This is a genomic window from Ruminiclostridium papyrosolvens DSM 2782 (assembly GCF_029318685.1).
In the GTDB taxonomy this organism is placed as follows: domain Bacteria; phylum Bacillota; class Clostridia; order Acetivibrionales; family DSM-1351; genus Ruminiclostridium; species Ruminiclostridium papyrosolvens.
In genome coordinates, this window is sequence record NZ_CP119677.1 from 2,719,936 (window position 1) to 2,732,981 (window position 13,046).

The following is a 13,046-nucleotide window of genomic DNA, read 5'->3' on the forward strand; positions in this document are numbered from 1 at the left end:
AAAGTATAATCAAAAATTATCCTTTAACGCTCTCACCAATGGTATTAGTCATATCTTCAACATGTTCCTTTGGAAGTTCTTCTCCCTCAGCAGCTGAAAGTTCTTCTTCCTTTTTTACGCCTGCAGGGTCGATTGGATTAACTTCCTTTATGCTAAGACTGATTTTCTTTGTTTCAGCATCAAATTCAATTATCTTTGCTTCAACCTGTTGGCCAACTGTCAAAGCATCTCCAGGCTTGCCCAAGCGAACTGATGAAATTTGGGAGATATGAACCAATCCGTCAATTCCTTCTTCGAGTTCAACAAATGCGCCAAATGGTACAAGTCTTACAACTTTACCTGTTGCTACATTACCTACCTGATATTTTTCTGCAGCCTTAGCCCATGGATTGTCTGCTTGCTTCTTGTAGCCAAGTGAAATACGCTTCTTTTCCTTGTCGAAATCCAGTACGGAAACAATTATCTCGTCTCCAACTTTAACAACCTCAGAAGGATGCTTTATCTTGCTCCATGAAAGTTCACTAAGGTGTACAAGTCCGTCTACTCCTCCGATATCTACGAAAGCACCGAAGTCCATAAGACTCTTTACCTGACCTTTGTAGGTCTTTCCTATTTCAATACTATTCCATATTACGCTGGATGCAGCTTCCTTATTCTTTTCAATTAAAATTCTTGCTGAACCAACAACTTTTCTTTTTTGCTTGTTTAATTCTATAATTTCAACCTGTAAAACCTGTTTTACAAATTCAGAAAGATCCTTAATGAATCTGTCGCTGATTTGTGAAGCAGGAATAAATACTCTAACACCACTTGCATTACCAATTACGCCGCCGTTAACCTTTTCTGTAACTTTGACCTTTACAGGCTGCTTGCTTTCATATGCACTCTCAATTACATCCCAACCTTTAACAGCATCAACTCTCTTCTTGCTCAGAAGAACGTTACCTTCGCCATCGTTAACCCTTACTACGAAAACGTCAATCTCGTCCCCAACTTTAAGTGATTTTTCAGGATTAAAGTCCGGATCATCAGAAAACTCCTGCATTGGAATGATTCCGTCTGATTTATACCCCATGTCAATAAATACTTCATTATGGTTGTATCCAATAATTTTGCCTTTTGTAATCTGACCCGTAGTCAAAGTTACGAGTGAGCTTTCAAAAGCATCAGCAAAGCTCATTTCCAAATCCTGTCTATTTAATTCACTCATTTTATGAATAACCTCCTTGATTACCCAGTCAGGTGTTGACGCCCCTGCAGTAATACCAATTTTTTTAATTTTTTTTATATCAACCGGTGGAATATCATCGGCTGTTTGTACTTTAAATGTGTTATCACAATTTGTTTTGCAAATTTGATAAAGCTTATTGGTATTGGAACTGTTGTTTCCGCCAATAACCAACACCATGTCAACTATTTTTGAAATTTTTTCAGCTTCAGTTTGTCTTTTGTCTGTCGCATTACATATTGTATCAAATTTTAAAACATTTTCAAACCTTTTATTTAATCTAAGTATAATTTTTTCCCATTTCTCACGAATAAATGTAGTTTGTGCAACTATACATATATTTTTTTTGATATCGGGCAGATTATCAACATTATTCTCGTCTTCAATAATCAAGGCACTATTATCACACCATCCGTTTATTCCTATTATCTCAGGATGGGTCTTGTCGCCTGCTATAATTATCTGGTAACCTTCCCTATACTTATTATTTACCAAGTCGTGTATTTTCTCCACATAGGGACAAGAAGCGTCTACTACCTCAAGTCCACGGGTTTTCAAACTTTCAATTACCTGAGGTCCTACACCATGAGCTCGTATGACCACCTTTGCAGGCGCTTCCGACTCTTCCGGATCATTTATTGTGATAACTCCGTAATTTTTAAGTTTTTGCACTACCTGATCATTATGAATTATAGGTCCAAGTGTATATATCTTTTTTTCTGATTTTGTCGCCAAATCAGTTACTATTTTAACCGCATTATTTACTCCAAAGCAAAAGCCGGCGGTATTTGCGATAACCAGTTCCATTAAATCAACCTCACTGTTTATATGTTTGCATAATTTTTATAGAAGTAGAGTATTTTCTCTGCTACATCTTCTATTGTCATGGAAGTAGAATCTATCTCAACAGCATCAGGTACTTTTTTAAGGGGGGCAAAAGCCCTTGACATATCACTATTGTCCCTATTTTGCATATCCTCTTTGACTTCATCTAAGTTAACCTGCTGCCCTTTTAAAGCCAGTTCTTCGTATCTCCGTTTAGCTCTCTCATTAATATCTGCAGTCAGAAAAATTTTAAGATTTGCATTAGGCAGTACATATGAACCTATATCCCTGCCATCCATAACTACATCCTTTTCTCCTGCAATCTTTCTTTGAAGTTCCACCATTTTAAGTCTTACTTCTTTAATAGCTGCTACATTTGCAGCCCCTGCAGATACTTCCCCCGTTCTTATATCCTCTGAAACATCAGAACCATCCAAGAAAATCTTCTGGGAATTGTTATCATGTGTGATAGCTATATTTATATTATCAATTATCCTTATTATACCTTCTCTTGATTTGGTATCAACGCCACTTTCTATTGCCTTCAAAGCAACTGCTCTATACATTGCTCCCGTATCTAGATATATAAAGCCAAGCTCAGCTGAAACCTTTTTGGCTATTGTACTTTTTCCGGCACCTGCCGGACCATCTATTGCTATGCTCTTTGGCATTCTTATCATTCCGTTTCGTGTATTGTATTTATTTTACGTTTACTGCTGCTTAGCTAAGTCAGGTCTTAACACCTGTGCCCCTTTAAGATATACATGATTAATGTCGGTATTAGTCTTTTCAGTGTTTATGTGAATCATAACTCGTATGCATTTTTTCAGACTGCCGGGAACATTTATTTCACTTGTGCACATTAAAGGAATATCATTCCAACCAATTTGTCTTGCAGCTACTGCCGGAAAAGCAGCATTCAAGTCCTGTGTAACCGTAAATATTACACTTATTATATCTGTATATTCTAAAGAATTTCTTTCTATAATTTCCACAAGAAGTTCTTTTGTTCCTTCCCAAATTAACTCTTTTGTATTTTCCGATACAGTTATTGCACCTCTTACCGCTCTAACAGCCATTAATTTCTCCTTATAATTCGGTATTTTGTTATTATACAACTCTATGTCCTAGTCCTATTGAAACTTCGTTTAAATTCAAGAGACCTATTCCAAAAAATACTGCAACGCTAACATGATCCTTATATCTGGCTATTCCAATTTTTCCTCCGACATTCAAACCTATTGCCTTTGGCATTATCTGCGATATTGCCTCTCTTGTTGCACCTGCTACAGCACCCTGCTCAGCATGACTCTCACTAATTACTCCTTCACGTTTTGAAGATACGACTGCTCTTTCCACAATCTTCATAACTGATGAAATAAACTCCCCTCCATAATCAACAGCAGCAGTGTTTATTCCTGTTTGCAGAAATTCTTGCTGAAGTTTCTTTTCAGTTGCCCTGTCATTGGTTAGTGCAATTCTTATTGCTGCACTTGCTATATCTTTGCTGCCAAAATCTTCATTAGCCATATTATCCTCCGTTAGCCATAGTGCGACTACTAATAATCTAAATAATTTTTATTTTTATTCATATTCATCTCAAAAGCACGATGTTTGTAACATTTATTACCTTTTTAGGAGTTTTAAGTCAATAAAAACCTATATAGTTAAATTATATAGGTTTTTTTATTATAAAACAATAATTAAGTTAATTTTGTCAGATATACAAACAAATTAATTAAACTGGATTTTAACCAGCTTCTTAATATTACGCTGAATACTTGCAATTGCATTTATACACTTAACGTCTATGTTTGATGATGCATTTTGTACTTTAATCATGTGGTTAATCTGACTTTCACTACCGTCAATCTCTATGACATCTCCATCATTTACATTAATAGGTTTTTCTAGCTTGTCAAAGACTGCAATCTGTTCACCATTCACCAGTATCTTGGCTTGCGGATCAGGCTCTTCATCAATCAGTGCCAAAGTTACCTTACCTCTTCCATATAGGTATTCGTCACTTCCAAGAGGTAAGCCAACAGACTTATCCATAATGTTCAGGTGAGCACGGACTGAAGGCACTGACAGGACAATCTGAACAGATATCAGTACTATAAAAAATATAGTACAAGTCCGAAACAGTATTTTTTCTAGGGATGCTGTTTTATCTGTTTGAGAAACTTTGTCATTATTCCTTTTAAAATTAATTTTCATATACCAAGCCTCAATTTGTTTATTTACTGTTAATATGTACAAACTTTCGGCCAAATACACATAATTTCCCAAGATTCATGATTTAACTATTAACAATTCAATCCTGCCAGATAGCCTGTTGAAAATGCAATTGTAAGATTAAAGCCGCCAGTGTATGCGTCAACGTCAATTACCTCACCTGCCATGAATAAACCACCTATCTTTTTTGACTCCATAGTTGAAGGATTTATTTCACTTGTTTTTACTCCACCTGCCGTAACTATGGCTTCCTTTATGGGTCTTGCACCGATGACAGTAATTTTAAGGCTTTTCAAAAGTGTGACAAGTCTTTTTCTTTCTTCCTTTGTGATTTGATGTACCGGCTTCTCAGGATTGATTTCGGATAACTCTATAATTACGGGAATAAACTTCTGAGGCAATAAATCGTCAAGTGAGTTTTTATATTGCTTTCTTGAATATTTATCAAAATCCCTCTGAACTCTCTCATCCAGTTTTTCCAAAGTCAATGCGGGTTTTAAATCCAGAGACATCTCAATATTCTTAAAATCATAAGAGAGCAAGTGTCTGCTTGCACTTAAAATTACCGGACCAGAAACTCCAAAATGAGTGAAAATCATTTCACCGAAATCATTATATATCTCCTTGCCATTTCTGTTTCTAAATGAAACAGATACATTTTTAAGAGAAAGCCCCTGTAAATCCTTAATCCATTCTTCCTGCGTAATAAGCGGTACTAGAGATGGTTTTAAAGGAGTTACGGTGTGTCCAAGTTTTCTCACCATATCATATCCGTCCCCGGTTGACCCTGTTCCCGGATAAGACATTCCGCCTACGGCAAGTATAACCGACTCAGCCTCAATAATACTTCCGTCCGAAAGGCGTACTCCTGTAACTTTATTGTCCTGTGCAAGGATTTCAGTAACCGTTGCTTCCGTATTTATTTTAACACCGTTTGATTTCAGGAAATCCATAAGAGTGTTCAATACATCTCTGGAAGAATCTGATTCGGGAAAAACCCTTCCGCCTCTTTCTACTTTGGTACGAAGTCCCTTTTGATTGAAAAAATAAATCAAATCCTGATTTGAAAACGTATAAAAAGCCGAGTAAAGAAAGTTTCCATTCCCCGGCGTATTTTCTATCAAGCCTTCAACATCAGTATCATTAGTAATATTACATCTGCCTTTACCTGATATTAAGAGTTTTTTCCCAAGTTTGCTGTTTTTCTCCAATAAAATAACATCCCGACCTCTTCCGGCTGCAATACCTGCCGCCATTATCCCAGCCGGGCCGCCTCCAATTACTATTACTTTACCCATATGTGTCCTTTCAGAATTAATTACAGTATAAATTACAGTTTTTCATCATGATAATCGTCTTTTTCGTATACCTCATATTCATCCCATATCTTTTCGAGCTTTTCAAAGGTATTGTAGACATCATTTTTCCTTCTCATACCTACTGCTACTATTAATGCATTTATAAGGCTTAATGGGGCAACAAGTGAATCTACAAAGGAAGCCATATCGCTTCTGGCAAGTAAATACTGGTTGGCAGCCTGTGCTACCGGGGACTCCGCACTGTCAGTTATGGCAATTGTATTAACTCCCTGGTCTTTTGCAAACTGTAAGGCTTTTATAGTTCTTTTAGAGTAACGTGGATAACTGATACCAATAACAACGTCACCGGGCTGTGCCTTTATGATTTGTTCAAACATTTCGCTGACACTTGTTGTATGAACAAGTCTAATATTGTCAAATATTAAATTGAAGTAGAAACCAAGAAAACTTGCAAGAGGAGCAGAACTTCTTACCCCAAGAATGAATATTCTTTTTGCTCCTAATATGGTTTCAACTATTTCATTAAAATTGTTTATGTCCATTTGTTCAAGTGTTAATTTTATTTTATCCATATCAGATTGCAATACACTTTTTAGTATATTGTCTTCATTGAGTCTGTTGGATGATACCTCTATTCTCTGTACTGAAGTAAGCTTGCTTTTTATAAGCTCCTGAAGAACCTTCTGAAGCTTAGGATACCCATCAAACCCCAGTTCTATAGCAAATCTGACTACAGTTGATTCACTGACGCCTACTATTTCTCCAAGCTTGGCTGCAGTAACAAATGCTGCCTTGTCATAATGGTTTGATATATAGTTGGCTATAAGCTTCTGACCCTTGCTGAAATCATTATATTTCTGTTGTATTAAACTCAATAAATCATTATTTTTAAGGCTGTTATTCATAATCTCCTCCAAATGCACTTCTAAAGCAATATAACTTATATATTACCTTTTTGCAGGAAAAAAATCAAGCAATTGCATTTTTTCAAATACATTGAATCCGGAAATAATTTAACTAATATTATTTGAAAACCTACTAATAATAATTGATATACATAATCAGCAGGAGGTTAAATACAGACAATGATACAAATTGATGATGCTGGAAGCGGAAGTTTTATTGGCGGTACTTGTATCGGTTTTTACAGACCTGAAACAAATGAATACTATTTTGATATTATTCCCGTAGAGCTTTACAATACAGATAACTTTAAAAAAAAACTGTATCTGGATGACGTCGTTGAAATAGCCAAGAAAGCCTTTACAGCCCTTGGTGTATCAAAGTCTGATTCTATTGAGATTTGCAGAGGATATATGTTTGAGAGACTGAAGTGCTGGCTGACAGAAGAAGGCTTTTGTTGGTACGTAACACAGATTACGGGACGAATACAGGAAGTTGTTGAAAAGAACTTTGAGCTATATGCAGTTAATCTTGGGCTACCAAATGATTATATAAAATTCACCAGATTCCCCTTTCACTTTCATAAACTTCTCAGATGGGTACTGTCTGATTATGAAAATAGAATAAACCTGTGTAAAGTCGGCTGGAAAAGCTGGCAAAAAATTAAAGATATTTCTCCTACATTGAGTTATGCCCAAATCCAGCAGTCAAATTTTGTATGTCTAAAATGCGGAAAACATATAAAAAAAGGCTCAGACGTTGCAGTACTTGAGTTTTTTAGTAACAAGCAAAATTTCATTTTCCTTCACAAGGGGTGTGAAAATTAATTTTCAGTAAAAAACCCCCACAGTTTTATATTACCGTGGAGGCATTTATGTTTATATCTTTGTTCTGAATCTGTCAAGCATGCCGTACAGGCTCCATCTGTTCTGATTTTGGTTAATCTTATAGATATTGCCTACTCTGTATTCTCTGCCGTCTCTTTCACCCATTTCATTTACTACGGCCGATATTGCAGCTACAACTTCCGGATTTATTCCTGCTGGTGCAGCAGGTGCAGCAGCCTTATTTCTGTCTTCAATTCGCTGTTTAAAAAACTTCTCAGCTACCTGAGGAAGCATTGCGTACGAAAGTATATCCTCATCCTGCTCAATATAGTCCTTTACAGCTTCCTGAATCTTTTCAAGCTCAGGCTCAATAAGCTCCGCAGGTCTGCAGGCAATCGGTTCTTCACTACCCAGAATTTTAGATTTTATCTCATCACTAACAGGTGCAGGTGTTCTACCGTACTCACCCTTTACAAAACCTTTTGATTCTCTTGGTACCATCTTGTATCTTTCACCAGTCAATACATTAAGGACCGCCTGAGTACCAACTATCTGACTCGATGGTGTAACAAGTGGAGGATATCCGAAATCAGCCCTTACTCTCGGAACTTCCTTGAGAACCTCTTCAAATTTATCCAAAGCATTTGACTGTTTCAATTGTGAAACAAGGTTTGAAAGCATTCCTCCGGGCACCTGATAAATAAGTGTATTAACGTCAAAACCCATTACCTTTACATCCAATAGTCCGCTTTCTATATATTTTTCTTTAAGCGGTCTGAAATAGTCTGCAATTTCACTGAGTTTTTCCAAATCAAGACCCGTGTCGAACTCAGTTCCCATTAAAGTTGCTGCCAACGGCTCTGTAGGCGGTTGTGATGTTCCCATTGACATAGGTGAAATTGCGCAATCAACAGCATCAACACCAGCTTCTATTGCCTTTAAGTACGCCATTGATGCTACACCGCTTGTATAGTGAGCATGCAGCTGTATTGGTATCTTTACGCTTTCTTTCAGAGCCTTAACCAGTTCGTAGGCCTGATATGGCACTAAAAGTCCGGCCATGTCCTTTATACAAATAGAGTCTGCTCCCATGCTCTCCAACTGTATTGCATCTTTTACAAATACCTCAAGATTGTGAACAGGGCTTATTGTGTAGCAGATACAGCCCTGAGCATGGCCGCCTTCTTTTTTACATGCATTAATTGCTGTTTCAAGATTTCTGGCATCGTTTAGTGCGTCAAATATCCTCATTATGTCTATACCGTTTGCAATTGCTTTTTGGACAAAGTATTCAACTGTATCATCTGCATAATGCTTATATCCTAAAAGGTTCTGACCTCTAAGCAGCATTTGCAGAGGTGTCTTTTTTGCAACATCTTTTATCTTTCTCAGTCTCATCCATGGATCTTCATTTAAAAATCTCATACATGAATCAAAAGTAGCTCCACCCCAAGCTTCCAACGAATGGTAACCAATATTGTCAAGCTTCTCAACAATGGGAAGCATATCTTCGGTCTTCATTCTGGTTGCTATAAGAGACTGGTGAGCATCTCTTAATACTGTTTCCGTAATTCTTACGCCTGCCATTTTTTCATCTCCTTTACGGCAATGTCAGCCTTTTAGGCTATTGATGCCATTAATTCTCCAGCAGTAACAGACTTTCCGGCCTCAACTGTTAAAACAGTTACTTTACCGTCAGCCGGTGCAACTATTTCATTCTCCATTTTCATGGCTTCCAGTATTAATAGTACCTGTCCTTTTTTAACCTCATCACCGAGATTAACCTTTAGCTTTAAAACAGTTCCCGGCATTGGAGCAGCAACATCTCCCGGTTTACCTGCCTGAGGCTGTGCTAATCTTGCAGACGCAGTATGCCCCGGCTTGGAGGCTCTTGGGTTTGAAGAAACCGCAACCGGTCTTCCTCCTCCAACTTCTTCAACTTCTACTTCATAGGGAGTTCCATTAACTTTAATTATATATTTATTCATTACACTCATCCTCCAGATATTTTGTTTCCTATATATTATAGGGGAATGTTGCCATGCTTCTTTGAAGGCCTGTTCTCCCTCTTTGTATCCAACATTTCCAGTGCCGTAATAATTTTTATCCTTGTTTCAGAAGGCTCTATAACATCATCAATGTAACCTCTTGATGCAGCTACATAAGGATTTGAAAATTTGTCTCTATATTCCGCAATCTTTTCCTGTCTGGTTTCAGCAGGATTTTCAGACGCTGTAATGTCCTTTTTGAATATGATATTTGCAGCTCCGTCAGGTCCCATAACAGCTATTTCAGCCGATGGCCATGCAAATACCATATCTGCTCCGATAGTCTTGCTGTTCATAGCAATATAAGCTCCGCCGTATGCCTTTCTAAGAATGACATTTATCTTTGGAACTGTTGCTTCTGAGAAAGCGTACAAGAGTTTTGCCCCATGACGGATTATACCGTTATGCTCCTGAGTTACTCCAGGGAGGAATGCAGGTACATCTGTCAATGAAACTACAGGTATATTGAAAGCATCACAAAAACGTACAAAACGTGCTGCCTTATCAGCCGCATTCATATCAAGTGAACCGGCCATTATTTTAGGCTGATTTGCAACTATACCAACACTTTTGCCATTCATTCTTGCAAATCCGATTATTATGTTCTGAGCGAAATAACTTTGAATTTCAAAGAAATCGCCATCATCTACTACTTCGGCTATTACATCAAACATGTCGTAAGGCTTGTTTGATTCTTCAGGAATAATACTATTTAGGCTTTCGGCCAACCTTCCAGCAGCATCGGACACACCGTAGTACATAGTATCTGATACGTTATTATCAGGAATAAAGCTTAAAAGTCTCTTTATATCTTCTATACACTCTTCTTCGCAAGAAGACTTAAAGTGTGCCACACCGCTTACGGCAGTATGTACATCTGCTCCTCCCAGATTTTCAACTGATACGTCTTCACCCGTAACAGACTTGATTACCTGAGGTCCTGTAATAAACATCTGACTGGTTTTTTCCACCATAAATATGAAGTCGGTTATAGCAGGTGAATAAACTGCACCGCCTGCACAGGGCCCCATTATTACTGATATCTGAGGAATAACACCTGATGCAAGAGTATTTCTGTAGAAAATATCTCCATAACCGGAAAGCGCATCCAAACCTTCCTCAATTCGAGCTCCGCCGGAATCATTAATCGCTATAAAAGGTGCTCCCATTTTAAGAGCCATATCCATAACTTTCGTAATTTTCTTCGCGTGCATCTCTCCCAAAGAACCGCCTATAATAGTAAAGTCCTGTGACGCAACAAAAACTTTTCTGCCGTTTACCGTTCCGTAGCCGGTAACAACCCCGTCACCAGGAAATTTTTTCTTCTGCATACCAAAGTCAAAGCATCTGGATTCTATGAATGCATCTACTTCAACAAAAGTGTTTTTATCAAATAGCAAAGCTATCCTTTCTCTTGCAGACAGCTTTCCATCTGCGTGTCTTTTTGCTATTTTCTCTTCTCCGCCGCCCTGAGCTATAGTTGTCTTCATATTTTTAAGATTTTGAAGCTTTTCAATTTGTGACATACAATCACCTCTTTAAAATGTATACTAGATAAATTATTCTATAAACTTAACGTATTAATTTCAAAATATATAATTTATCTGGCAGTTTTTTAACTATTATTAGTTATTAGTACCTAGTGATAATTATATTATATCCGAAAAAGAGTGTCAATATAGCTTGACTACTCCCTTAAATTTATTTGATACAGCATGCAAATTTATATATAATGTAGTATATATTTTGTTATGTAAACCTTTATATATATTTGTTTTTGCCCCCTAAAAACTGAATGCACTTGCGTATACTATTGTAAGGAGTGAATATATAAGTTGACCATTCTAAATTTATTTGGCAAATATCGAAAAAAATCTCAGTCTATCGAAGAAACTATGACTAAAATAAAGAATGGGGAAACTCATTTAAAAGAAGGCTTAATTAACGACTACAAGCCCTTCATTTTAAAAGCAATATCCACAGTCACAGGTAAATTTGTTGACACTAAAAACAGTGATGAGCTTAGTATCGGCCTTATGGCTTTTAATGAAGCTATTGAGTCCTATAACCCTGATAAAAATGCAGGGTTTCTGAACTTTGCTGAAACAGTTATAAAACGAAGAATAGTTGACTATATAAGAAAGGACTGCAAGAATAGTAAAGTTTATCCTTTCACCTATTTTCAAACTAATGATTTTGATGAGAAAGACATTATTGAAAATAAGTACATGGTAGTTGAAGCGAGTACTTTTTTTGATAATGTGGAATTAAAAGAAGAAATTGATTTATTCAGAGCAAGACTGAATGAATTCGGTATATGTTTGACTGATTTAATTGGAAATGCACCCAAGCATACAGACTCTAAAAAACTGGCTATAGGTATTGCCCGGGTTCTATGGGAAAATAAGACCTTATCTGATATGCTTACTGCAAAGAAAACCATACCAATGTCTCAGCTAATGAAAGTACTACAAGTAAACCGTAAGACAGTTGAAAGAAACAGAAAGTTTATAATAGCAGTTTATTTAATACTAAGCAGCAGACTTGAAGTACTGCAAGAATATGTGAGAAATATTGAGAAAGGAGGAGATATCCATGGGAAATAATACTGGTGTTATTCTTGAATTGAAAGGTAAAAAGGCCATCTTAATGACAAGTACATGTGATTTTATAACCATATCCAGAAGACCCGAAATGTTTGTGGGACAACAGGTGGATTTAAGCAACCCCGCACTTGCAAGAAGATTTAAACCCATGAGATATTTTGCTATTGCCGGCATATTTGTTTTAATCATTTGCTCGGTTTTATTTTACCAGCTGCTTAAACCTTCTTCCGTTTTTGCATATGTTGATATAGATATAAATCCAAGCCTTGAATTATCAATAGATAAAAAAGCAAATGTTATCAACGTAAAAGCACTCAATAGTGATGCTGCAGGTCTTATAAAGAATACTAATCTTAAAAACAAGTCCTTGACCAGTGCCGTGAGGATTATTATAGAAGAATCGCATAGTAAAGGATTTATTCAGCCTGACACAAAAAATGCGGTTTTGATTTCTGCTTCAATAAAGTCCGGCAACGAAAAAGTACTGGATAGTATTGTTTCAGAGCTCCAAAAAACGGATTTCAAGGCAGGAGCTAAATCTATAAAAGCCGAAATAATAAAAGTTGAGCCAACCAAAAGATCCGAGGCTGTTAAAAACAATATTTCCATGGGACGCTACAAGCTGTACAAAGAAATTTCAAATTCTGACGGTAATATAGATATACAAAAGGCCAAAACTGAAGGTATTTCCAAAATAATAGAAGCTTATGAATCCCATAAGCAGGACAATAATTACCATACCAAACAAAAACCTGTACAAGAAATTGAAAAAGTCCCGGACATGCCCATAAAAAGCACTGATAAAGATACCCCCGTGAATCATAACAGTAAGAAGCCTGAAAATAAAATCTCAAAAAATTCTTCAAACAAAAATGATAGAAGTGATAATCCTACTAAAGAAAGCCCTGATAAAAAGGAGAAATATAATCAGGGCTCAAAACCTATTCCTTCGGAACACAGTAAAAATGTCCATAATACCGATAACAAGGGAAATACTAAAAACAATCCCTCAAATGAGAAGAAAGAAGAAAATAAAAGATAACCCCTTTTTC

The 13,046-nt window shown here is 36.7% G+C and carries 13 protein-coding genes; 3 read left to right on the top strand and 10 right to left on the bottom strand.

Annotated elements, in window-relative coordinates; all coding sequences use genetic code 11:
- Positions 1–16: 16 nt before the first annotated feature.
- The 7 genes from P0092_RS12045 to P0092_RS12075 all read right to left on the bottom strand — a co-directional run bounded on the left by P0092_RS12045 (position 17) and on the right by P0092_RS12075 (position 6,515).
- Complete coding sequence (locus tag P0092_RS12045) at positions 17–2,035, bottom strand: bifunctional 4-hydroxy-3-methylbut-2-enyl diphosphate reductase/30S ribosomal protein S1 (RefSeq protein WP_004617975.1); 2,019 nt, start codon at positions 2,033–2,035, stop codon at positions 17–19.
- A 17-nt stretch (positions 2,036–2,052) separates the two neighbouring features.
- A complete protein-coding gene (gene cmk, locus P0092_RS12050; RefSeq protein ID WP_004617973.1) occupies positions 2,053–2,724 on the bottom strand; it encodes a (d)CMP kinase in 672 nt (223 codons plus the stop codon).
- A gap of 39 nt (positions 2,725–2,763) precedes the next feature.
- Complete coding sequence (gene aroH, locus P0092_RS12055) at positions 2,764–3,132, bottom strand: chorismate mutase (protein ID WP_004617971.1); 369 nt, start codon at positions 3,130–3,132, stop codon at positions 2,764–2,766.
- A gap of 31 nt (positions 3,133–3,163) precedes the next feature.
- Positions 3,164–3,583, bottom strand: a complete 420-nt coding sequence (locus P0092_RS12060; RefSeq protein ID WP_004617969.1) for a HutP family protein — start codon at positions 3,581–3,583, stop codon at positions 3,164–3,166.
- Between the two features lie 204 nt (positions 3,584–3,787).
- Positions 3,788–4,273, bottom strand: a complete 486-nt coding sequence (locus tag P0092_RS12065; RefSeq protein WP_004617967.1) for a hypothetical protein — start codon at positions 4,271–4,273, stop codon at positions 3,788–3,790.
- Positions 4,274–4,362: 89 nt separating this feature from the next.
- Entirely contained in the window at positions 4,363–5,589 is a 1,227-nt protein-coding gene (locus P0092_RS12070) for a BaiN/RdsA family NAD(P)/FAD-dependent oxidoreductase (protein ID WP_004617965.1), read from the bottom strand.
- Between the two features lie 32 nt (positions 5,590–5,621).
- A complete protein-coding gene (locus tag P0092_RS12075) occupies positions 5,622–6,515 on the bottom strand; it encodes a MurR/RpiR family transcriptional regulator (protein ID WP_004617963.1) in 894 nt (297 codons plus the stop codon).
- Between the two features lie 180 nt (positions 6,516–6,695).
- Here P0092_RS12075 and P0092_RS12080 point away from each other — a divergent pair, with 180 nt between their 5' ends.
- Positions 6,696–7,340 (top strand): hypothetical protein, encoded by a 645-nt coding sequence (locus P0092_RS12080; RefSeq protein ID WP_004617961.1) that lies wholly within the window; start codon positions 6,696–6,698, stop codon positions 7,338–7,340.
- A gap of 51 nt (positions 7,341–7,391) precedes the next feature.
- Here P0092_RS12080 and P0092_RS12085 read toward each other — a convergent pair whose 3' ends face one another.
- From P0092_RS12085 to P0092_RS12095, 3 genes are read right to left on the bottom strand one after another with little or no spacing between them, the layout of a single operon-like run.
- Entirely contained in the window at positions 7,392–8,927 is a 1,536-nt protein-coding gene (locus P0092_RS12085) for an oxaloacetate decarboxylase subunit alpha (RefSeq protein ID WP_004617959.1), read from the bottom strand.
- A gap of 32 nt (positions 8,928–8,959) precedes the next feature.
- Entirely contained in the window at positions 8,960–9,328 is a 369-nt protein-coding gene (locus P0092_RS12090) for a biotin/lipoyl-containing protein (protein ID WP_004617957.1), read from the bottom strand.
- Between the two features lie 35 nt (positions 9,329–9,363).
- On the bottom strand, positions 9,364–10,914 hold the full coding sequence (locus P0092_RS12095; protein WP_004617955.1) for an acyl-CoA carboxylase subunit beta: 1,551 nt from the start codon (positions 10,912–10,914) through the stop codon (positions 9,364–9,366).
- Positions 10,915–11,223: 309 nt separating this feature from the next.
- Here P0092_RS12095 and sigI point away from each other — a divergent pair, with 309 nt between their 5' ends.
- Both sigI and P0092_RS12105 read left to right on the top strand, forming a co-directional pair.
- Positions 11,224–11,994 (top strand): RNA polymerase sigma-I factor, encoded by a 771-nt coding sequence (sigI, locus tag P0092_RS12100; protein WP_004617954.1) that lies wholly within the window; start codon positions 11,224–11,226, stop codon positions 11,992–11,994.
- Positions 11,984–13,036, top strand: coding sequence for an anti-sigma factor domain-containing protein (locus P0092_RS12105; RefSeq protein WP_004617951.1), 1,053 nt, complete (start codon positions 11,984–11,986; stop codon positions 13,034–13,036). The genes sigI and P0092_RS12105 overlap by 11 nt, the downstream gene beginning before the upstream one ends.
- The last annotated feature ends 10 nt before the right edge of the window (positions 13,037–13,046 follow it).